This window comes from Pedobacter kyungheensis, assembly GCF_000812965.1.
GTDB classification, from domain to species: domain Bacteria; phylum Bacteroidota; class Bacteroidia; order Sphingobacteriales; family Sphingobacteriaceae; genus Pedobacter; species Pedobacter kyungheensis.
In genome coordinates this window covers 127852-150396 of record NZ_JSYN01000018.1, presented here as the reverse complement: position 1 = coordinate 150396, position 22545 = coordinate 127852, and the positions used below count along the sequence as shown (strand labels likewise).

23 protein-coding genes are annotated in these 22545 nt (G+C 41.7%); 13 read left to right on the top strand and 10 right to left on the bottom strand.

The features are described from left to right. Nucleotides 1-40: 40 nt before the first annotated feature. The 4 genes from porX to OC25_RS15820 all read left to right on the top strand — a co-directional run bounded on the left by porX (nt 41) and on the right by OC25_RS15820 (nt 4296). Nucleotides 41-1594 (top strand): T9SS response regulator signal transducer PorX, encoded by a 1554-nt coding sequence (gene porX / locus OC25_RS15835; RefSeq protein WP_039477913.1) that lies wholly within the window; start codon nt 41-43, stop codon nt 1592-1594. 155 nt (nt 1595-1749) lie between these two features. After that, nucleotides 1750-2166, top strand: a complete 417-nt coding sequence (gene tsaE, locus OC25_RS15830) for a tRNA (adenosine(37)-N6)-threonylcarbamoyltransferase complex ATPase subunit type 1 TsaE (RefSeq protein WP_039477911.1) — start codon at nt 1750-1752, stop codon at nt 2164-2166. 73 nt (nt 2167-2239) lie between these two features. Beyond that, on the top strand, nt 2240-3466 hold the full coding sequence (locus OC25_RS15825) for an alanine dehydrogenase (protein WP_039477908.1): 1227 nt from the start codon (nt 2240-2242) through the stop codon (nt 3464-3466). Nucleotides 3467-3612: 146 nt separating this feature from the next. Next, a complete protein-coding gene (locus tag OC25_RS15820; protein ID WP_039477905.1) occupies nt 3613-4296 on the top strand; it encodes a M15 family metallopeptidase in 684 nt (227 codons plus the stop codon). 249 nt (nt 4297-4545) lie between these two features. Here the strand turns inward: OC25_RS15820 and OC25_RS15815 are convergent, their stop codons facing one another. The 3 genes from OC25_RS15815 to OC25_RS15805 are packed head-to-tail and all read right to left on the bottom strand — an operon-like array spanning nt 4546 to nt 7365. Continuing rightward, nucleotides 4546-5046, bottom strand: coding sequence for a SixA phosphatase family protein (locus tag OC25_RS15815; protein ID WP_082018620.1), 501 nt, complete (start codon nt 5044-5046; stop codon nt 4546-4548). A gap of 30 nt (nt 5047-5076) precedes the next feature. Then, on the bottom strand, nt 5077-6120 hold the full coding sequence (locus OC25_RS15810; protein WP_039477903.1) for an aminotransferase class I/II-fold pyridoxal phosphate-dependent enzyme: 1044 nt from the start codon (nt 6118-6120) through the stop codon (nt 5077-5079). 3 nt (nt 6121-6123) lie between these two features. Continuing rightward, on the bottom strand, nt 6124-7365 hold the full coding sequence (locus OC25_RS15805; RefSeq protein ID WP_245222026.1) for a D-alanyl-D-alanine carboxypeptidase: 1242 nt from the start codon (nt 7363-7365) through the stop codon (nt 6124-6126). 139 nt (nt 7366-7504) lie between these two features. Between OC25_RS15805 and OC25_RS15800 the strand changes: the two genes are divergently transcribed. The 6 genes from OC25_RS15800 to OC25_RS15775 all read left to right on the top strand — a co-directional run bounded on the left by OC25_RS15800 (nt 7505) and on the right by OC25_RS15775 (nt 14526). Continuing rightward, nucleotides 7505-8755 (top strand): aspartyl protease family protein, encoded by a 1251-nt coding sequence (locus OC25_RS15800; RefSeq protein WP_039477897.1) that lies wholly within the window; start codon nt 7505-7507, stop codon nt 8753-8755. A gap of 94 nt (nt 8756-8849) precedes the next feature. Beyond that, nucleotides 8850-11366, top strand: coding sequence for a zinc-dependent metalloprotease (locus OC25_RS15795; RefSeq protein ID WP_039477894.1), 2517 nt, complete (start codon nt 8850-8852; stop codon nt 11364-11366). Nucleotides 11367-11537: 171 nt separating this feature from the next. Next, nucleotides 11538-12404 (top strand): phosphodiester glycosidase family protein, encoded by an 867-nt coding sequence (locus OC25_RS15790; protein WP_039477892.1) that lies wholly within the window; start codon nt 11538-11540, stop codon nt 12402-12404. 284 nt (nt 12405-12688) lie between these two features. Continuing rightward, nucleotides 12689-13615, top strand: a complete 927-nt coding sequence (locus OC25_RS15785) for a hypothetical protein (RefSeq protein WP_039477890.1) — start codon at nt 12689-12691, stop codon at nt 13613-13615. A 105-nt stretch (nt 13616-13720) separates the two neighbouring features. After that, complete coding sequence (locus OC25_RS15780) at nt 13721-13912, top strand: cold-shock protein (protein WP_010599196.1); 192 nt, start codon at nt 13721-13723, stop codon at nt 13910-13912. 20 nt (nt 13913-13932) lie between these two features. Then, complete coding sequence (locus OC25_RS15775) at nt 13933-14526, top strand: RBBP9/YdeN family alpha/beta hydrolase (RefSeq protein ID WP_209435605.1); 594 nt, start codon at nt 13933-13935, stop codon at nt 14524-14526. A gap of 23 nt (nt 14527-14549) precedes the next feature. Here the strand turns inward: OC25_RS15775 and OC25_RS15770 are convergent, their stop codons facing one another. The 4 genes from OC25_RS15770 to OC25_RS15755 all read right to left on the bottom strand — a co-directional run bounded on the left by OC25_RS15770 (nt 14550) and on the right by OC25_RS15755 (nt 16876). After that, nucleotides 14550-15029 carry an anti-sigma factor family protein gene (locus OC25_RS15770; RefSeq protein WP_039477888.1) on the bottom strand — a complete coding sequence of 160 codons (480 nt, stop codon included), beginning with the start codon at nt 15027-15029 and terminating at the stop codon, nt 14550-14552. Further along, nucleotides 15026-15607: an RNA polymerase sigma factor gene (locus OC25_RS15765; protein WP_039477886.1), complete on the bottom strand. Its 582-nt coding sequence runs from the start codon at nt 15605-15607 to the stop codon at nt 15026-15028. Before OC25_RS15765 ends, OC25_RS15770 begins: the two co-directional genes overlap by 4 nt. A gap of 387 nt (nt 15608-15994) precedes the next feature. After that, nucleotides 15995-16315, bottom strand: a complete 321-nt coding sequence (locus tag OC25_RS15760; RefSeq protein ID WP_039477884.1) for a DMT family transporter — start codon at nt 16313-16315, stop codon at nt 15995-15997. A gap of 72 nt (nt 16316-16387) precedes the next feature. Continuing rightward, entirely contained in the window at nt 16388-16876 is a 489-nt protein-coding gene (locus OC25_RS15755) for a Crp/Fnr family transcriptional regulator (RefSeq protein ID WP_082018619.1), read from the bottom strand. Between the two features lie 291 nt (nt 16877-17167). Between OC25_RS15755 and OC25_RS15750 the strand changes: the two genes are divergently transcribed. Both OC25_RS15750 and OC25_RS15745 read left to right on the top strand, forming a co-directional pair. After that, on the top strand, nt 17168-17527 hold the full coding sequence (locus OC25_RS15750; RefSeq protein WP_039477882.1) for a DUF6249 domain-containing protein: 360 nt from the start codon (nt 17168-17170) through the stop codon (nt 17525-17527). Between the two features lie 12 nt (nt 17528-17539). Further along, nucleotides 17540-18640, top strand: a complete 1101-nt coding sequence (locus OC25_RS15745) for a serine hydrolase domain-containing protein (protein WP_245222024.1) — start codon at nt 17540-17542, stop codon at nt 18638-18640. Between the two features lie 4 nt (nt 18641-18644). Here OC25_RS15745 and OC25_RS15740 read toward each other — a convergent pair whose 3' ends face one another. The 3 genes from OC25_RS15740 to OC25_RS15730 are packed head-to-tail and all read right to left on the bottom strand — an operon-like array spanning nt 18645 to nt 20755. After that, nucleotides 18645-19067, bottom strand: a complete 423-nt coding sequence (locus OC25_RS15740) for a hotdog fold thioesterase (protein ID WP_039477879.1) — start codon at nt 19065-19067, stop codon at nt 18645-18647. Further along, nucleotides 19057-19566: a DinB family protein gene (locus tag OC25_RS15735; RefSeq protein WP_039477877.1), complete on the bottom strand. Its 510-nt coding sequence runs from the start codon at nt 19564-19566 to the stop codon at nt 19057-19059. The genes OC25_RS15740 and OC25_RS15735 overlap by 11 nt, the downstream gene beginning before the upstream one ends. Next, complete coding sequence (locus OC25_RS15730) at nt 19547-20755, bottom strand: sensor histidine kinase (RefSeq protein WP_039477876.1); 1209 nt, start codon at nt 20753-20755, stop codon at nt 19547-19549. Before OC25_RS15730 ends, OC25_RS15735 begins: the two co-directional genes overlap by 20 nt. 224 nt (nt 20756-20979) lie before the next feature. On the opposite strand from OC25_RS15730, the gene gltX reads away from it, so the two are divergent. Beyond that, entirely contained in the window at nt 20980-22488 is a 1509-nt protein-coding gene (gene gltX, locus OC25_RS15725) for a glutamate--tRNA ligase (protein ID WP_039477873.1), read from the top strand. Nucleotides 22489-22545 lie beyond the last annotated feature (57 nt).

Below are 22545 nucleotides of genomic sequence, written 5' to 3'. Positions count from 1 at the left end.
CCAAAATTAAAAGGCAATACATACCTATTTTTACATAAACATGCAAGAAACTAAGATATTATGGGCCGATGATGAAATCGACCTGTTAAAACCACATATATTATTGTTAAATGATAAAGGTTATAATGTAACCACATTTACCAATGGGAACGATGCGCTCGAAGCATTTGGAAAATCACATTTCGACCTGGTTTTTTTAGATGAAAACATGCCGGGAATGAGCGGGATTGAAACGCTTGGGGCCATTAAAAACCTCAATCCGGATGTGCCGGTGGTGCTGATTACCAAAAGCGAAGAAGAAAATCTGATGGAAGACGCCATTGGTAGCAAAATAGACGATTACCTGATTAAACCGGTTAACCCCAAACAGGTATTGCTAACCATTAAAAAGCTGATCGATAACAAGCGTTTGGTAAGCGAGAAAACTTCTATGGCATACCAGCAGGATTTCCGTCGCCTGGGCATGACCCTGGGCGATAAGCTAAACTACGAAGAGTGGGTTGATGTATATAAAAAGATTGTTTTCTGGGAACTGGAGCTGGAGAAGCTGGACGATCCGCAAATGCACGAAATTTTAACCATGCAAAAGCAGGAGGCAAACACGCAGTTTTCGAAATTTGTTGAGGAACACTATTTAGGCTGGATTAAGGAAAAAGATAAAGCGCCTTTATTTTCGAACGAGCTGTTAAAGAAAAAGGCTTTCCCGCATATTAACGAAACTACGCCTGTATTTTTTATCCTGATTGATAACCTGCGTTACGACCAATGGAAAATCATCAATCCTTTAATTTCGGAGTATTTCCGCATTGATGAAGAGGATATGTACAGCAGTATTTTACCAACGGCAACCCAATATGCCCGTAATGCGATATTTTCGGGATTAATGCCCTTAGATATGGAAAAACGTTTCCCTCAGCTTTGGCAAAACGATGATGATGAGGGTGGTAAAAACATGCACGAAGAAGCTTTTCTGGCCGATAACATTAAACGCACGCTCCGCAGAGACTGCAAATTCAGCTACAATAAAATTTTAACTTTTGAGCAGGGGAAAGATTTGGTAGATCAAACCAATAACCTGATGCAAAATGATTTTAACGCCATTGTTTTCAACTTTGTTGATATGCTGAGCCATGCACGTACAGATATGCAGATGATCCGCGAGCTGGCCAATGATGATGCTGCCTACCGTTCGTTAACTCTATCGTGGTTTGAGCATTCGCCGCTTTGGGATTTATTGAAGAAAATATCGCAGAAAAAAGTTAAAGTGATTATCACCACCGATCATGGTACCATCCGCGTTAAAAAGCCGGTTAAGGTAATTGGCGATAGAAGTACCAATACCAATTTAAGGTACAAACAGGGGCGCAATCTGAATTTTAACGTTAAAGATGTTTTTCTGATTAAAAACCCGCACGATGCCATGTTGCCTAAGATTAACATCAGCAGCAGTTATATTTTTGCGCGGGAGGACAGTTATTTCGTTTATCCGAACAACTACAACCAGTTTGTAAATTACTATAACGAAACCTTTCAGCATGGAGGTATCTCATTGGAAGAGATGATTATTCCTGTGGTGACGTACTCGCCGAGATAAAGATTAGGCATCACCGTTTTATTGTCATCTTGATTTTATCGAAAAGATATTCAGTAAATTATTTGGTAGAGTCTTCGACAAGCTCAGACTGACAAAACTCATAATCAGGCAAAAGGAATACAATTAAGTATTACTTTTGCCTTTATTTTTTTAGCATGGAAATAACAGTAAATGGTTTATTGGGTTTACCTCAGGTAGCCGAACAGCTTTTGGTCTTCGCTGGTGATGAAAAAGTTTTCATTTTTGAAGGGGAGATGGGAGCTGGAAAAACAACTTTTATTAAGCAGTTCTGCGCCCACCTGGGCATTGAAGATGTGGTTTCGAGCCCAACTTATTCCATCGTAAATGAGTACGTGAGCCCTAAAGGATCAGTTTTCCATTTCGATTTTTACCGCATAAAAGATATCCGCGAAGCTTATGACCTGGGCTATGAAGAATATTTTTATGGTGGCGCCATTTGCCTCATTGAATGGCCGGAGCGTGTAGCCGAATTATTGCCCCAAAATTATATCAAAGTTGAAATTAGTGTGGTAGATGAAAACGAGCGATTGTTCACTTTTTGTAAGGTATAACAATTAGTTATCAATAAATTAACAGATTTTCCTTACCTTGAACAACCTAAAACTACCAAAATATTAATTCAACATGGCTACAGGATTACGCGAAGGAATGGCCGATATAGCTCGTCAAGGTTTATTGCAAACACAGGAGGCAAAACTCGAAACCCGAAACAAAAAAAACAGCCTGTACATCGGGATACCCAAAGAAATTTCTTTTCAGGAGAATAGAATTGCCTTAACTCCGCTTTCTGTTGCCTTGCTGGTAAATAATGGTCACCGTGTAGTGCTGGAAAGTGGAGCCGGTACCGGAGCGAATTTTACAGATACTGAATATGCCGAACAGGGGGCTAAAATAACCTACAACAAAAAAGAGGTTTTCGAAGCAGATATCCTGGTCAAAATAGCACCGCCAACCCTCGAAGAGATTGATTTGATGCACAAAGGGCAAACCCTGCTTTCTTCTTTACAAATTGGTACGTTAAAGCAGGAGTACCTGAAAGCATTGATGCATAAAAAAATTAATGCCCTGTGTTTCGAGAACCTGCGCGATGAAGGGAATGTGCTTAGTGTGGTGCGGGCCATGAGCGAAATTGTAGGGTCAACATCGATTTTAATTGCAGCAGAATACCTGAGCAATGTTACCGGTGGCAAAGGCTTAATGCTTGGTGGGTTTACGGGGGTACCACCAACAGAAATTGTAATTTTAGGTGCCGGAACGGTGGGTGAGTATGCAGCGAGAACTGCTTTGGCACTTGGCGCCGAAGTAAAGGTTTTTGATAGTTCTATTTACCGTTTGCGCCGTTTACAAAATAACCTGGGCAGCCGGGTTTTTACTTCGGTAATGCAACCCATAGTACTTAATAAAGCCATTGTAACCTGTGATGTGGTAATTGGTGCCATCAGGGCTACCCATGGCCGCAGTCCGTGTATTGTGATGGAGGAAACCGTTGCGCGCATGAAACCACATTCAGTGGTTATTGACGTCAGCATCGATCAGGGGGGCTGTTTTGAAACATCTGAAGTAACCAATCATACCAACCCGGTTTTCAGGAAATACGACGTGATTCATTATTGTGTACCTAATATTGCTTCGAGAGTGCCTAGAACGGCATCGTACGCGTTAACCAATATTTTCGCCCCAATTTTACTGGATATTGGCGAGTTTGGAGGCCTGGTAAACATGGTTTGGAATAATCCGGTTATCCGCGAAGCACTGTATATTTATCAGGGCAACTGTACCAGTAAAGACCTGTCGGATATGTTTAATTTACCGTTTAAGGATTTAGAATTATTGGTGGTTTCGAACCAATAACCCATAATCCGTCATTGCTGAGAAGGCTTTTTCAGCCGACGAAGCCTGCCTGCAGCAGGCAGGCAATCTTAATGCGCTGGTTAGTAGCGATCGTTTTTAAGATTGTTTGTACCCACTCAATAGTGATGAACTAAGCCAATTCGTTTATGAAATTAAGTTGTGTAATATTTTTTCTCCTTGTTTCTGTTTCAGCCTCTGCTCAAAATAAGCCCATCGCCGCAAAGAAACTTGTTGTCGTTAATTCTTTCAGTCAGTATCAGGCCTCGATAAAATCGGATCCAAACAACGAACTGGTTGAAATTAAAAAAGCCATTCCCAACATTACCCTCGATATCCGGTACGCCACTAAAAACAACTTTATGCAGCAGGTAATGTACAGGCAGGCCAGGGCCTTTGCCCGGAAACCTGTAGTGGGGGCATTAAAGAAAATTCAGCAGGAGCTAAACAAAAAAGGTCTTGGTTTAAAAATATTTGATGGATACCGGCCTTATGCCATTACGATTGAGTTTTATAAAAAGGCGAGCGATAAAAACTTTGTGGCCAATCCGGCCAAAGGCTCTAAACATAACAGGGGTTGCGCCGTTGATTTAACCCTTATTAATTTAAAAACAGGCAAAGAATTGCCGATGCCAACACCTTACGATAGTTTTTCTGCGGCTGCTGCGGCTAATTATGAGCCTGTATCGCCAGTGCAAAGAAAGAACCGCAATTTACTAATCAGCACCATGGCCAAATACGGTCTTAAGGTTTTAGAAAACGAATGGTGGCATTATGATTTTGTGGGCTGGAAAAACTATCAACTGATGGATATCCCTTTCGAGAAGCTTTAGTTTCGCAGTTTATTGGTTCACTGGTCACTGGTTCATTTGGTCTCGGTGCCAATTTTTCATCGATGTGGCGTAAGCTGTTACCAGCTTACACTCAATTAATTGCCTGTTTATTAGTCAGGTGGTAACATCTGACTCCACATTAAAGCACTCACAATGTGTCTGAAGAGGTCCTTCGACAAGCTCAGGATGACAATCTATATTTAAAATAACACTTAGGGGTATTCCAAACTGAAAACTCCAAACTCTCAACTAAAGGTGATGTGGCCTGCCGTACTGGTCTTTTTTAACGCGTGCTTTGTCGTCTTTTACGGTTAAGTGAAAAATATAGTCGTAATCATCGTCGGTAAGCATTTCCATTGGTCTTTTACCGCCAAAGGCTTCAATAATTTCCAGTACGGTATTGGAATGGCCCGCTACAATAACCGTTTTTCCGCTGTAATTTTTCTTAACCGAATCTACCAGCGATGGAATATCCTTATAATCGATTACTTTTTGGATGATTAAAGAGTCTAAAGTTTGATGCGTTCTTTTAAAAGGGGTACTAAAGGCAACATCGAACTTTTCTTTCTTTAAGTAGGTGGCCAGGTCGCCGGCTCTGATTCTGCCTTCATCAGATAAGGCTGGGTCAGTATCTTGTGGGTTCGATTTATCTTTTTCGGCATGCCTTACAATCCAAACATCGGTAGTTTGCGCCAAAACAGCAGTAGAGAGCATCAATAGCAGGGGCAGGAAAAGGAATAGTCGTTTCATTTTATAAAGATTAAAAAATATTGCGAAAGCCTAGGCACTAATGCTGTTAATTAATTTTTCGATATCTGCTTTTTCGTGCCAGCTGCTTAGCACAATTCGATTGATGGGTGCGCTGGTTGGGCTCGGGTAAGGAAAAGATGAAATCAGGATCTGATCTTTAAAAAAATGCCGATCAATTTGTGGATCGTCTATTAAAAATGCAGGGAACCCCAGTTCGTATTTCCACGTGGAACTTAGGTTATCGACCAATAAATCAATGTTTTCCTGAAGTTTTTGCCATGCTGTTTGATAAATTTCGCCGGCATTAATGAAAGCGTAGAGACCCGCTGCGGCAGGAGGCGAGGCGCCAACAAAAGCCGGACTTTTCTTTAACTGCTCAATAATTTTCTTCGATCCTAAAATAATCCCTGCATCTACTCCCAGCGCTTTTGCCATCGAGGCTACCACAACATATTCGGTGTTGGGCCGGTCTGGCAAGCTGGAGTATGCGCTTAAGCCTCCATTGTTTACACCAATCCCATGCGAATCATCTACAATCACGATTAATTTTTTAGTGGCATCGATTTGGTTCAGAAATGTAAAGTCGTAAATCTCTGGCATGAGGTTGTTCATCGAATTGCTGATGAGTACCCAGTTTTCTGCTGTAGAAGCATTAATCCGTTCAATCGTTTCTGCTTTCCAGATTGTAAATGAATCAGGCGCAACCGGTGACGTGTTTAGCCATAACGAAGGATGAGTGGCAGGGGCATAGCTCACCTCGCCCAGGTTAGGTAAAGCTTTTACCGTAAGTTGGGCTGCTAAATATCCGCTCGAGGTAATCAGGGCGGCTTCTGCTCCATAACGGGCTGCAGCTACGTTTTCGGCTTCGTCGTAAATGCCAAGCTGGATATTGTTGCTGCGGCTGGTGCCATTATTTAAGCCAAATTTGTTAATCCCTTCTACGTAAAGCTGAATAAAATCGGGATTTTTCGGAATGCCCAGGTAGGCTGTACCGCCAAAATAGAGGTAACTTGTTCCATCAACAATTATTTTATTACCGAAAGGCTGGTTTATGGCGCTAAATGCAGTGCCCATGTGCTAAAAATTATCGTGTATGTAAGTTATTACCCGCACCATTTCTGCCCGTACCTCGGCTGTGGGTTTTACAAAACCGTTGTTCATAAAAGCATAAATGAAGGTTTTACCCTTTTTGGTTAAAACGTAACCGCTTTGGTTATGCACACCACCCAGCGAACCGGTTTTGCCATAAACAAAAGGCTTGTCGGTTTTTGGATAGGCATTTTTTAAAGTGCCGCTCTTTCCGCCTGCAGGCAACAGATCAAAAAGCTTTTCTGGATTATTTACCAGGTGGTAAATCGAGTCGAGCAGGTATACATTATCGCGTGGAGTGAATAGATTTTGACGCGAAAGGCCTGAGCCATCAACCCATTTTACCTTATCGGGTAAAAAGGAAAGGTAGTTTTTGTTAATGTACTGAATGGCTTTAACCGTGCTTAAAGTATCGCCAATCTGGTTGGCACATACCAGTAATAAATGCTCGGCTATAAAATTATCGCTGGGCAACATCATGTGCTTTAAAACTGAATCGCGTTTTGCACCGGGCAAAGTTTTCGCATCAGCAGGTATTTTAAGGTTAATTAGCCCAACTGGTTTGTGCAAAGTATCGGACAAAATTTCTACGGTAAGCTGCGGACTTGTTTTATAAGGATTTTGCTGGTTGTAGCCCGGTTTTACAACAACGGCAGGATAGTGAAAGGTATTGGTTAAAAAATCGCGGCTTACCTGAAAATTGCCTGTGGTTTTGGTCGAGTCTATTTCGAAGCAGGAAGTGAAAACCCTGGGTTCGATGTTAATTTTATTTGGACTGGCGTAGGTAGAAGTTACCATGTTATCCATAATGGGCATTTCGGTAATTTCGGGCTGGTAGTAAAAGTCGTAATCATCCCACGACCACCCATCGCCAAAAAAACTACCTGAATAACGACCGGGCGCAAAGAACAGCTTTTTGTTAGCGGCCAGGAGGAAATTGTATGCCGATTTATCTTTTACGGCAAACTGTAAAAATGAAGGATCGCCGGTTCCCCAAAAAATTAACGAATCGTTCCTTTCAACATATTTTAATGCAGGCATCACCTCAGGCAGCATTTTCAAACTGGCAAAAAAAGTATAGAGCTTGGTATTTGAGGCAGGTGTAAAGTATTTGTCTGCTTCCTGTTGAAAAATCATCTTTTTATCGGCCGGATTGTAAAGTGCAAAACCAACCTGGTACTGCCTGGTTACTTCCGAATTTTTAAAGATTTTGGCTACTTTTTTCGACATTATTTTATCTGCAGAACAGCCACTTAACAGGCTTATAAATAGTGTAGCGGCGAGGAAAAAAGTACTTAGGTTTTTTAATGGAAACATGTTCTGAATTTATGGAAGCATAATTATCAACTAATTTATTAAATTTAGTTAAATGTTAGCCAAATATAGCCCAGTTGTAATAATCTGTTTACGCAAGTTAATGATTTGCCTGGGCTTGGTTTTGACTGTTTTTGAGGCCAAGGCACAGGAGTTTGCTTTCAGACGGGATCAGCAGCAGAAACAATCTATTTCCTTTAAATGCATTAAAAACCTGATTGTGGTTCCGCTGTATGTGAATGGAAAAGGGCCTTACGATTTTGTTTTAGATACTGGCGTAGGGCCAATGATTGTTACCGATCCCTCTATCATTGATTCCTTAAACTTTAGTATGCTTCGCAAAATTAAAGTCTCGGGTTTGGGCATCGAAACTGTCGAAGCTTTTGTATCGCAGAATATTAGTGCCCGGTTGGGAAATGCAGCGATGGACCATGTACCTACAGCCATTTTAAAAGAAGATCTTTTTAATTTATCGGGACATTTGGGGATTAAGATTTATGGCTTAATCGGCTATAATTTTTTTAACAGCTTTATTGTGGATATCAGGTACAACGAAAACAGGATCATTGTATCCAATTATGGCGCAAAAATCAAATATCGTGGAGAAAAAATCCCCATAATAGTCGAAAACCAAAAGCCTTATGTAATGGCCAGTATCGAAATTCCGGGTGGTGGAACCGTAAATGCCAGATTCCTGATTGATACCGGCGCCAGTCATGCGCTATCGCTCGAAACCCTCGACGGAACTGCTTTTCCGTTACCCGCCAAAACCATCAGTGCCAATTTAGGGATGAGCCTCAGCGGACAGATTAAAGGCTATGTAGGCCGGGTGAAGAAATTTAAATTGGGCGATTATACCTTTAAAGATGTTGTTGCCGGTTTCCCCGATTTTAAAACCATTTCTGATAAGATAGACCTGACTAAACGGAACGGGAATTTAGGTGCGGACATGCTTCGTAAGTTTAACCTTCAGATTAATTACCAACAAGGTTTTATATACATTAAACCCAATAGTTTAAGCAAAGTGCCTTTCGAGCATGATATGGTTGGGATGGTGATTTATTTAGACCAGAAAGAATATAAACGCCTGCTCATTGGCGAAATAGATCCCAATAGCCCGGCAGAAAGGGCAGGCCTTTGCCAGGATGATGAAATTATTGGTGTAAATTTCAAGGCAGTTGATTTTTATTCCCTAAATGATCTCACAGAAATGTTTAAATCGAAGGCCGACCGGAGTATCATTTTTGAAATTTACAGGGATAAACAGGTGTTCTTTAAAGTGGTAAAGCTCGAGAAAAGGATTTAACCGAATGTAATTTTCCGGTTACACAGCGCTTGACTTGTAACAAGCCTTTAACTTTAACCTCTTAATTGCCAAGCAAACTAACTTTTAATTGCACATGAAGAAAAACTTTAAAATACTTGCCCTGGCAGGTATTGTAGCCCTTGGTGTAGCCGGAACAGATACGGCATACGCCCAGAAAACTCCAAAAAAAGGTAAAGGCACAACGCCAGCCACAGCACCGGCAGCAGCTGCTGCAGCCCCAAAGAAAGAGGGCATAAAACCATTCTCAGAAATTATTACTGCAAAAGCAAGAACCACCAATGGCTTGTTTAAAACCCATAAAGTTGACGATAAGTGGTATTTCGAGATTCCTGATTCGATCATTAACCGCGAAATGTTGGTAGTTACCCGTTTGGCCAAGGTACCGGCTGGCGTTAAAGTTGGCAACCAGCAATATGGTGGCGAAGAGCTTAACGAGCAGGTATGGAAATGGGAGCGCAGGGGTAAACAGGTTTTTATCCGTGTACCAAGCTACTCAACCAAAGCCGATCCGAACAGCGACATGTACGAGTCGGTTCAAAACTCTAACCTGGCACAAATATTAGCCAGCTTTGAAATTAAAGCTTATAATAAAGATACTACCGGTGTGGTAATCGATGTTACCGATTTTTACAACGGCGATATAATGGCAATTGGCGCTACCGATCAGATTCGTAAGGCCTATAAAGTTACCATGTACGATGCTACGCGTTCATACATCGATACGGTTAAAACTTTCCCGATTAATATCGAGGTAAAAACGGCTAAAACTTACCGCGCAGCCGAATCGCCTACCGATAGCAGCAACGGCGCAGTTACCTTCGAATTCAATACTTCGATGTTGTTATTGCCTAAAATACCTGTAAAAGCCAGGATTATGGATAACCGGGTAGGTTTCTTTGGTCAATCGCAGATAGATTATGGCAGCAATGCACAAAAGGCAGAGCGTACTGCTTACATTCACCGCTGGAATCTGGTACCGAAAGATACCAACGCTTATAAACGCGGCGAACTGGTAGAACCGGTTAAACCAATCGTAATTTACATCGATCCGGCAACACCGAAAAAATGGGTGCCGTTCTTAATTCAGGGTATTAACGACTGGCAGGTAGCTTTTGAAGCCGCTGGTTTTAAAAATGCCATTATGGGTAAAGAAGCGCCAACTCCGCAACAAGATCCTCAGTTTAGTGTAGAAGATTCGAGATATTCGGTAGTACGTTACTTTGCATCTGATATTGCCAATGCTTATGGTCCGCACATCAGCGATCCACGTACCGGACAGATTTTAGAAACACACATTGGCTGGTACCACAACGTAATGAATTTATTGCGTAACTGGTATTTTGTACAAACTGCAGCCATTAACCCTGAAGTGCGTAAAGCTAAATTTAGCGATGAGCAAATGGGCGAACTGATCCGTTTTGTTTCTTCGCACGAAATTGGCCACACTTTAGGTTTGCCTCACAACTTTGGTTCTAGTTATGCTTATCCGGTTGATTCGTTACGTTCAAAAACCTTTACAGATAAACACGGAACAGCACCATCAATTATGGATTATGCCCGTTTTAACTACATTGCACAGCCTGGCGATGGTGTTACCAAATTACACCCACAAATTGGCGAATACGATAAATGGGTAGTAAAATGGGGATATTCATGGATTCCTGGCGGTAAAACTGCTGAACAGGAAAAAGAAATCTTAGATCAGTGGACTTTAAAAAATGCAGGTAATCCTTTATACTTCTACGGCCGTCAGGGTACTTCTTTAGATCCGCGTTTACAAAGTGAAGATTTAGGTGATAATGCTATGAAAGCCAGTACATATGGTATTGCCAACTTAAAACGCATTTTACCAAATGTAGAAAAATGGACTTACCAGAAAGGTAAAGACTATAGCGATTTAAAAGAGATTTATACAGAAATTGTTGGTCAGTTTAACCGTTATATGGGCCACGTTGCAACAAACGTTGGTGGTTTAAGCGAGAACTTTAAAACGTACGAGCAAAAAGGACCGGTTTACGCATACCTGCCAAAAGCGAAACAAAAAGAAGCTGTAACTTTCTTTAACCAGCAATTGTTTACCACGCCGCTTTGGTTAATTAACAACGATCAGTTGAGCAAGTTTGATAACGGCGTATTGTTAAACCGTATTAAAGGTGTTCAAACCAGTACGTTGGGTAACTTGTTATCGCCATCGCGTATTGCGCGTTTGTTAGATAACGAAACCAAAAACGGTGCGGCTAAAGCCTATACTTTACCTGAACTGTTTACTGATTTAAGATCATCGGTTTTTGTTGCGGGTAGGGCAGATGCCTTTAAACGCAATTTACAACGTGCTTATGTAGATCGTTTACAGGATTTGATGACCAAAGAAAACGAGCTTCCTGCAGGCTTCCCTGCTGATTATGCTGCGAGTTTTGGTTTAACACCAATCAACGTTGGCTTATCAGATATCAGACCATTGGTTAGAGCAGAGCTTAAAACATTACTGGCAACCACAAAAGCAAGGGCTGCTGCCGGCGATGCCATTACCAAAGCGCACTACGAAGATTTAAGCATCAGGATTAAAGATATTTTAGATCCGAAAAAATAATACCCTCAAAACCCACAGGTTTTGATAGCAATATAAACTTTGTATTAACCTGCAAGGTTTATCCTAAAAGGAGCAATCATTAAATTGATTGCTCCTTTTTGTTTTTGTATAATTCTTGATGCTTTAAAGCAAACTGTAAACCGTTTTATAATTTTAAGGCAAAACTGTTTTATGTTTAATAAAATCTTATTTGCTGTTGCCTTATTTGTTTATGGCTTACCTGCCTTTAGCCAAAATACCGATTCGTTAACTGTTGTAAAAACCCGATGGCAGAAAACCAGGGTAGCCAGGCAGGTTAGGCTATTTCAGCATCACTTCAACCAGCAAAACCTGTTTGGCGCCAATCAAAACATATCTTTCTTAGAGATTAACGATACCGGTCGCAAAGCTGTTTTTGCGCTTGGGGCGGAAGAAAAGCAATTGATTACCACGAGCGATTTCGGCTTGCGCGATACCGCGCTGGCAGCCATAAACGGCAATTTCTTTGATGTTAAAAACGGAGGATCGGTTGATTTCGTTCGCGTACAGGGAAAAATTATAAATACCAATCGCTTAGGGGCTAATGGCGAAAGGGCCAGACACCAGCAGGCGGGTATAGCGATAGAAAATGGAAAGCTTAAGCTGATTAAATGGGATGGAAGTGGGGATTGGGAAAGCCGCTTAACAGCTTCCGATGTTTTATTAAATGGTCCGCTGCTGACGTTAAATGGGGTAGATGAAAGTTTAGATACTGCTGCTTTTAACCGTTTACGCCATCCGCGTACCTGCCTGGGCATAAAACCCAACGGGCATGTTATTTTGTTAACCATTGATGGCCGCAATACCGAATCGGCAGGGGCAAGCCTGTTCGAACTCACCAAACTGATGCGCTGGCTGGGCTGTACCAGTGCCATTAATTTCGATGGCGGAGGCTCTACCACCTTATGGGTAAACGGCATGGCAAACAACGGCGTAATTAATTATCCTACCGATAATAAAAAGTGGGATCACGAGGGGCAGCGCAAGGTGGCCAATGTTATATTGGTAAAGAAAAAATAAGCGATTTGCGGTTTTTTAATGATTTGGCGCTGCAGCCTGCGGCAAGCTTTCATGACCCTCATGATTTGGTGCTGCACACTGCAGCGGGTTTTCCTGATACTCATGAAAGGTCGCTGCGCACTGCAGGAAGGTTTCATGACCCTCATGATTGCCTGGCGCACAGAGCAGGAAAAGATACTGGAAAACAGGCTATAAGTTCAAATTAGTACCAACGAAGTGCATTTTGTTCAAAACTTAAATGGCTTCTTAGATAATTACTTATTTTAGGGCCATATTTTAATACCATGCTTAAAAATACCCTATACTTTTTCTTTTTTGTGCTGTGGCTTTCGTCGTGTAAGTTTGGCTCCAAAACCACCGATCCAACCCTGCGCGATTTTACTTTTGAGCCTGTTAAAGGCATCCGTTATGAAGAGGTAAAACGCAGGTTTAAAGATGGCCTTTCTTTTAACGAACAGGGGTTTATGCAGAAACCTTCGTGGATAATTGAAGTGGTAAGAGAAGATACCATGTCGGCATGGAGTCCGCAGAAAAATAGAATGCAGAATTTTTACCTGCAATACGACCATGGCAACGTGTACAATTTCGCTGCAGAGTTTTTTAAAGTGAAGCACATCAGTAAAGATAGTCTGGTTTTTCAGCGTGTTCAGGTTGATGGAAAGGTAATTGCTGCTGATGTACGCTCGGATGTAAACATGACTTTTTATGCGCAGAGCTATATCAAAAACAAATTGAAAACAACTGCAAAAGCATTACAAAAACCTACTAAGGCCGATACTGCTTTTATCGAAAAACGGGCAAACCAGGTAAATGCAAACCGCGATAGTGCCTTTGCTGCTACCGATCCGGTTCAGTTTATTTCTAAAAGCAAAATTGCAAAGGCAGAGAAAATAAGCACGGTAGACCGCCTTAACAACCGTACCGAGGCTTATGATTACATGTTTCCGCAATATGTGATTACGATAGAGCGTGCGTATAAAGATTTCTCGCACCAGGTTGCTGCGGTTGTAGATTTTCAAGGGGGTATACATATAAAGACCGTTTACAACACATTACCTGAAGATGCAGAGACAAAGAAAAAGGCGGCACAGGGTGTTGCAGATATCTATATTCGTAACCTTTTCGACATTGCTCCGGGCACCACTTTAGGCGTGCCGCACAACAGCGAAATTACGTTGACCATGATAGGTAGGGCAATTAAAAAGCCTTAATAATCTGATGTTTACAAGATTTTAACGTTAAAAAAATGTTAAAATTTAGTTTTAATTTTAAAAATTAAAACTTACCTTGCATACTTAATTTAATACTTAAATACAATGCAAGAAGGCACAGTAAAATTCTTCAATGTAACTAAAGGTTTTGGCTTTATCATCCCTGCGAATGGCGATAGCGAAATTTTTGTTCATTCAACAGGTCTTATCGACGAAATCCGTGAAAACGACAAAGTACAGTACGAAGTTGCTAACGGTAAAAAAGGCTTAAATGCCGTTAATGTGAAAGTAATTTAATTTATTTATCATATTTTCAGATGGGCTGCTCTCTTGCGATGGCAGCCTTTTTTGTTTTTGCATCTACTAAGGCCATCCGTTTTAATTTTATGACCAACTACTTTATTATTCCAGGTTTGGGCAATTCTGGCCCCAACCATTGGCAAACACATTTCGAAAAATCAGGGAATCATTTTCAGCGCATCAACCAGCAGGAGTGGGATGCACCCAACTGCAAAGATTGGATTGAAACGATTGACAAGGCGCTTGAGGGCTACGACCTGTCTGCAGTGGTTTTAATTGGGCATAGTTTGGGTTGCACCGCCATTGCCAACTGGGCAAAGCATTACCAAAAACAAGTTAAAGGCGCTTTGCTGGTAGCGCCAAGCGATCTTGATGCACCGAAGTACACCTTTCCAACCATTGGCTTTGATCATGTGCCGCTGGATAAAATTAACTTCAAAACAATTGTGGTAAGCAGCGACAATGACGAGTGGGTAACTTTAACAAGGGCCACTTTCTTTGCACAACACTGGGGCAGCGAATTGATTAATATTGGCAATGCAGGCCACATTAATGCCGATTCGGGCTTTGGCCCATGGCCGGAAGGATTGGAGATCCTGAAAAGGCTTTAAGGCAATGCCTGCGTGTTGGGAGGTTATTTATGCACCTTTCTCCGCAAAAACTGATCTAAGAAAATTAATCCGATAACCAGATCAACGAATAAGAAAACATACAGGGTGGTTGGTGTAATGTAGCTATCCAGATTAATGTTGAACTTTTCGGGCATGGTAAAGCCTGTAAAACTAGCTTTAGTCTGATAAAATAAATAACCCAGGATCCCTAAAAGCGAAAGCACAAAAAAGCCGCCAATAGCGTAAATAATTCGCGTATTCACTTTTGTCTTTAAAGCAACAGGGGCAGGTTCGAGCGCAATGCTTTCCATTACGTTCCTGGTGAAAGACATGGAAGGTTCATCCAGATCGAGTGTTCCTAAAACCGAATTCAGTTTTAAAAGCGCTTCGTATTGCACTTTAATTTCGGGATCAGCTGCAATTTTTGCTTCAAGGGCTTTTTTTGCTGCTTCATCTAAAGTGCCGTCAATGTAATCCCAAAGCTGTTGTTCTATCGTGTTCATAGTAACTCCTTTACTTCATCTTTTAACAAATATTGTAATTTTTCTTTAAGCCTTTGCCTTGCCCGGTGCAGTTTTACTTTTATGGTGTTGGGCTCCATGTGCAGCGTTTCGCCAATTTCTTCCAAACTTTGCTCACCTTTATAAAACAGTGTGATAATGGCCGCATCATCGGGCATTAGCTGGCCAATGGCCTGGTTTAAAAAAGTGTGACTATCTTGTTTTTCGTAGTCGTTGGCGTTAAAGTTTGATGTATGGTTTTCGAGCTGCAAAAATGTTTCTTCGTCGTGGATCGAATCGGTATCTAAGCGCTTTTTCCTTAAAAAAGTCATGGCTGTAGTATAGGTAATGGTATACAGCCAGGTGCTAAATTTCGAAGTTTGTTTAAATGTAGCCAGTGCTTTATAAGCTTTCACAAAGCAATCCTGGGCTATTTCTTCGGCATCTTCGCGGTTTTTCGAAAACCTTAAAGCAAGTGTAAATACAAAGCGCTGATGGCGTTTCACCAACAAAGCATATTGTGCGGTGTCGCCCGCCAATATATTTTGGATCAGCTCTAAATCTGTAAGTTTTTGCTCCATCTTTAGCTGTAAGACTACATTAAAGATACACAGGTTACACGTGAAACATTAATCTTTTTGCTGTTAAACCTATGAGGTTTTAAAAACCTCATAGGTTTGCAAACTCCTGATTTTTTGGAAATGAAAGGCCGTATTTCTTAGGATACTGCAGCCCTGCTGTTCGCTGTAGCCCTCATACTTCGGGGCTGCCGCTGCCATCAGGTTTATTAACAGCGTCAGCGCCTTGCAAACCTTAAAAATTAACGACTGTTTTGGCCATTTAGCCCTGGGTGAAGCGGCACCCTGCAGGCCAGCGCAGCGGCCGAAGCGTAAAGCGTAACACAGGAGGTAACGTTGTTTTTTGCAAGGCTACTGCGCTACAGAAAAAATGTTTAACCGCAGTATGCGTTAATGCGAAGCAAAAAACTTCAGCCCGGCAATAGAGGCAATTAAGGTACAGATAAAAAATATCCGCCAGAAAGTGGCTGGTTCCTGAAAATATACAATGCCGATAATTACGGTACCAACGGCACCAATACCTGTCCATACGGCATAAGCCGTGCCCATGGGTAATGTTTGCGCAGCTTTATTTAGCAATGCAAAGCTGAGCGAGATGCAGATAAAGAATGCGACACTCCATTTCAGGTTAGTAAAGTTGTTCGATAATTTTAAGCAGGTGGTGAAGCCCACTTCGAAAAGGCCGGCTATAATTAAGATAATCCAGTTCATAATAAATGTGTTTCGGCAAAGGTAACACCACCAATTGGCGCAACATTTTACAAATGTTAAAAAATGAACTTATTAATGAGCTGCCCTGATGCGGCTTAAGGTAACCTGGGTTACGCCAAGGTAGGAAGCAATATGTTTTAGCGCTACCTTTTTAATTAACTCGGGCGATTGTGCTGTAAAATCGCGATAGCGTTCTGCTGCTCCTTTAAAAGCGCGGTCTATCAATCTCCGTTCGGTAGCAATTAATTCCTGTTCGGCTATTTTTCGGCCCCAGTTGGCAATTTCGAGGTTTTGTTGGTACAGTAAAAACAAATCAGTTAGTTTAATCCTGATTAAAGCGCTGTTCGCTAAAAGCTCAATGTTTTCGTAACCAGGGCGATTGTTAATGTAGCTGTTGAATGAAAAAAGCACATCGCCGCTTTGCCCGAACCAAAAGGTAATCTGCTGGTTTTCGCCATCACTATAAGCCCGGGCAATGCCACTTTGAAGTACATAGAAGTAGGGTTCTACTTTATCGGCACGAATGATTGTGGTGCCTTTTGGATATTGAACATACTCCATACAATTGCTTAGCTCATGCAAAGATTCCTCACTTAAGGAACTAAAAACGGCTATAATTCGGAGTTGTTCAATCAAAATAGGAGGCTTTATTACAAAAATAGGAATGTTTTTTAGCTTACTCTTTTAGTACTGAAAATTATCTGCTTTAAGCGTTATCTGAAAATTGATTATTGGTAATTGAATATTTTTTACCCCATGGTGTAACCTGCTTAAAAAAGGTGTAGTCATAACACACAGAACACGGTTCAAATAAACAAGAAACAAAATATTTATACATTAAAAATTATAATCATGGGAGAGTTAGTTGCAATAACATTGTTTTTAGGTGCCTTCACGATGGTATTCGGCATCCGTTATTTATCAAACAAAGAGAAAATGGCAATGATTGAGCGCGGCATCAATCCGGGAGTAGGCAGGTCGGCCCCGAAACCCTATTTAAGTTTAAAGTTTGGTTTACTGTTAGTGGGTTTAGGTATTGGTTTACTTGTGGCGCTTGCTGTGGTTAGAAATATGTTTGGCAGCGAGATGACTCACACCGAAACCTCGCAGGCCGTTGCGGTGTATTTTGGCTGCCTGGGTATTTTTGGTGGTTTAGGTCTGGTTGTTTCTTTCCTTGTCGAAAAGAAAGCGATTGAGAAGGATAAATTCTAGTCTGTGCTAACAGTGAAAACCAAAGTATTCAATATGTTCCGGGTACTTCTTGTTGTACTGGCCTGCAACCTCTTTACGGTAGCAGCGGTAAAGGGCCAAAAGCTCAATAATCTGCTTGATAGTATGATTTTGGCAGCAATACCCAATCAGCAAGGCCCCGGAGCTGCATTTATGGTTGTCCGGAAAGGGGAAGTGATTTACCAAAAGGCTTTTGGTAAGGCCAACATCGAGCTGGGGGTTAACCTTACTACCGAAAGTGTTTTCCAGCTGGGCTCTATGACCAAGCAGTTTACCGCTGTAGCCATATTGCTTTTAGAACAGCAGGGTAAATTAAAAGTAACCGACCCCATTTCGAAATATATTCCCGATTACCCCGGTGGCGACAAAATAACCATACACCATTTGCTTACGCATACTTCGGGCATTAAAGATTTTACCAAAATGAAGGCGCTGGCAGATATTGCCCAAAAAGAGATGACGCCTAAAATGATGGTCGATTTTTTTAAGGATGAACCTGTTGATTTTGTTCCCGGCGAACGTTTTGAGTACAATAACTCAGGTTATGTGCTGTTGGGCTATCTGATTGAACTGGTTTCGGGCGAGACTTATGCCGATTTTATTCAGCAGCATATTTTTGATCGGCTTGGTATGAATCATTCTTATTATGCCAGCGACAGAAAAGTGATTGCTAACAGGGCTTATGGCTACCAGAAAAAGGAGAGTGGCTTCGTAAATAAAACGGCGATTAACTTTAGTGTTCCTTTTGCGTCAGGAGCTTTAATGTCTACCCTGGGCGATTTGCTGAAATGGCAAAATGCGCTGGTCAACAATAAACTGCTCAATACTGCTGAAACACAACAGGCATTTTCGCGCTATAAACTAAATAACGGCGAGCTGTTTAATTATGGTTATGGCTGGCACATTAAAGAAATTGGTGGCATAACTGTAAGTACACATGGCGGGAGTATTTTCGGGTTTAAAAGCATGGGTGTGTATGTGCCCGGCGAAGATATTTATGTCGTTGGCCTAACCAACTGCGATTGCAATTCGCCTACCGTGCTTACCGAAAATATAGCCAGGCTGGTTATAAACGAAACGCTGAAAAGTAAGTAGCGCTTTACTGTGGTTTAATAATTATAGCCACTGTTAACCGGCTTATACAATTCATTTTGCCTCTTTCATCGTAGATTTTAATTTCCCAAACCTGCGTTTTGGCACCTATGTGTAACGGTTTGCAAATTCCTTTTACCAGGCCACTTTTTACCGGCCTGAGGTGATTGGCATTTACCTCTAAACCCACAGCCATGTATTTATCCGGATCAATACACATGTAAGAAGCAATACTGCCCAGTGTTTCGGCCAATACTACCGATGCGCCACCATGCAGAATGCCGGCAGGCTGGCGTGTGCGCTCATCAACAGGCATGGTGCCGCTAATAAAATCGGTGCCGATTTCGGTAAACTGGATATCAAGCAGCGCCCCGATATGGTTTTTTGGCCGGTTATTTAGCTCTTCGACAGTAAAATCTTTAAACCACATGATAACGTTCTTTTAAAACCCCAACATGATGGATGACGTGCCCTCCTACAATGAAAAGGATCGCGCGTACATTAATTTCCCTTCCCGAGGCAATACCTTTACTATTGAGATCTTCTTCGTTTAGCGATTTAAAAAGGTATAAATTGGCTTTGCGCAGGGCTGCAAATTCTTCAATCAAATCTTCCAGCTCACGTTCGGCAAAGCGGGCATTGTTTACATAATCGTCTTCATCGAAACCGGGCAGGGGCTGTTGCTCCTTGCGGGCAAAGCAGGTAATGCGGAAAGCGAAAACACGCTCGGTGTCGATGATATGGCCCAGCATTTCTTTTAATGTCCATTTGCCTTCGGCATAGGCATAATTGGCCTTATCGGCATTGGCCCTGAACAAAGCCGGAATGCTGGTTACCTGTTCGTTTAGTATTTCGAAAATATCGCGGTCAACCTTACTGATGTAGGTTTCGCCCCAGGCCGGATATTCGTTAGGCTGTGGTCGGTTCATATCTTAAACTGCTTTTTAATATTATTCTAAAAGTGGTGCCTTTGCCTTGTTCTGAGTCTTTTACAAAGATTTCGCCACTGTGGTAATTCTCAACAATACGTTTGGTAAGCGATAGCCCCAGCCCCCAGCCGCGTTTACGGGTAGTGTAACCTGGCTGGAAAACTGCATCGAACTTCGACCTTGGAATTCCTTTTCCCGTATCCGTTACATCGATAAAAACCTGCTCTTTGGCCAGATTTTCAATAATGTTAATCGATATCGAACCCTCATTTTCGATGGCATTGGCTGCGTTTTTCAGCAGGTTTTCGATTACCCAATCAAACAGGGGCACGTTGAGCATCGCCCTAACCTGCTCATCGCCCGTAATGCTGAATTTAACCTTATCAGAAGTACGTACTTTAAAATACCGGATAAAATCGCTGATGACGATGTACACCGTATGGTCTTCCAGAATGGGTTTAGAACCAATTTTAGAGAAACGGTCGGTAATAATTTCCAAACGCTTTATATCGTTTTCCATTTCGGCAATCAGCGGATCGTCTTCTGCATCAAATTTAGATTTCATCAGCTCGGTCCAGGCCATTAACGAGGAAATTGGCGTACCCAGCTGGTGTGCTGTTTCTTTGGCCAAACCTACCCACACATGGTCCTGTTCATCACGTCGTGCCGAACTAAATGCAGCATAAGCTGTTAAAAGAAAAAGGAAAATTACGCCCATCTGGATGTAGGGAAAGTATCTCAACTGCGTTAAAATAAACGAATCGCGGTAATAAGCCTTAAACTTCTTGCCCAAAAAGTTCATTTCATCTGGTGGATGCTGTGCTTTCATCTGCCTCAGCTGGCGGACAAAATAAAGGCTGTCATAAGTCAGTTTAGGGTCAGAGTCTGGGTAATTTGTTTTGGTGCTGTCGAGTCCGAAAAAAGAACTGATCATACCTGTAGAATCGGTCATAATTACCGGCGTTTTGGTATTGGTACGCACGGTTTCAACCACATCGCGGTAATCGTCATTGTCGTACAAAAACATGGCCCGCTCCTGAATCCTAACCCAAAGGTGAAACTGATCTGCTTCTTCGCGTTCCATTTTCTTTACAAAAGAATCGGTGTAAAATACTGAAGCAATGCCGATTAAGATGGCAAAAATTAGGAGGAAAAATTTCCAGCGGCGTTTCTTTTGATAAGGGTTCATGCTTGTGTTAGGCAAAATACGATAACAAAACGAAAAAAACATAAAACCATTATGCTTTTTCAAAAAGCTTAAGTCAATCCTTTTGAAAGCATAATCGCTTCATGACAGATGAAAACCATATAAAACGGATGAAAAATATATCTTTGTAGCGTCTTGCGCTTTGCGTATGGCGATAGGCGTTTTATGCGCCTTACGCATAACGCCAACCGCTCAACAATTCAATCATGGATAAAAAAGTTAGAGTAAGATTTGCCCCAAGCCCAACAGGAGGTTTGCATTTAGGTGGTGTGCGCACTGCCTTGTTCAATTATTTGTTCGCTAAAAAGAATAACGGAACTTTTGTACTTCGTGTGGAAGATACCGACCAGAACCGTTTTGTAGCGGGTGCAGAAGAATATATTGTAAATTGTTTAAACTGGTGTGGCATTACGCCCGATGAAAGTCCGGCAAATCCGGGCAGCTATGGCCCGTACCGCCAGAGTGAGCGCAAACCCAGTTACCGCAAATTTGCCGAGCAGTTAATCAACGATGGTTATGCCTATTATGCTTTCGATACCCCCGAAGAGCTGGATGCCAAACGGAAAGACATTCCTAATTTTCAGTATGGCCAGGCTACGCGCATGCAAATGCGTAACTCGTTAACACTTACAGTAAACGAGGTAGAAGATTTACTGGCGGCCAAAGTGCCCCATGTAATCCGCATTAAGGTGCCTGCCGATGAAGTGGTGTATTTTAACGATTTAATCCGCGGCGATGTGAGTTTTGAAACTTCGTTGGTTGATGATAAGGTTTTATTAAAAGCAGACGGTATGCCTACCTATCATTTAGCTGTTGTGGTTGATGATAAAGCAATGGAAATTAGTCATGCTTTTAGGGGCGAAGAATGGTTGCCATCTGCTCCGGTTCATATTTTACTTTGGAAATATTTAGGCTGGGAGGCCGATATGCCGGCATGGGCGCATTTACCTTTAATTTTAAAACCCGATGGACATGGAAAACTGAGCAAACGCGACGGCGACCGCTTAGGTTTTCCGGTTTATGCCATGAACTGGATCGACCCTAAAACTGGAGATGTAACCAAAGGCTTTAAAGAAATGGGTTTTATGCCCGAAGCTTTTATCAATATGCTGGCCCTTTTAGGCTGGAATGATGGTACAGATCAGGAGATATTCTCGTTAAAAGAACTCGAAGAAAAATTCTCGGTAGAAAGAATCAGTAAGGCTGGTGCAAAATTCGATTTCGAGAAAGCAAAATGGTATAACCACGAATGGATTAAAGCGCAAAGTGCTGAGCGTTTGGCAGCAGGTGTAAAAGCAGAGCTTGAAAAAGCGGGTGTTGCAGTTAACGACGACGCATTTTTAAATACGGTTATCGATTTAATTAAAGACCGCTGTACTTTATTGCCCGATTTTGTGGCACAGAGCAGCTACTTTTTTGCATCACCGGCTGAGTATGATGTAAATTCGGTAAAGCCAAAATGGACTGCAGAAAAAGCAGCGTTTTTTAATGCTTTTGCCGAAAATTTAAGCTTAACAGATGCGGCAACTGCCGAAACGGCTTTTAAAGCTTTAGCCGAAGAAAAAGGATTTAAGCCTGGCGAGTTGATGTTACCTTTCCGCATTATGTTGGTTGGCGGTAAATTTGGTCCGGGTGTTTTCGATATCGCGTTATTGTTAGGCGTTGATGAAACTAAGGCAAGAATTGCTAAGGCGATAGCTGTTTTTAATAGTTAGCCTTTTTAATAATTGAATTTTGAATGTGCGAATGTTTAAAGGAAAGCTCCTGTTTAC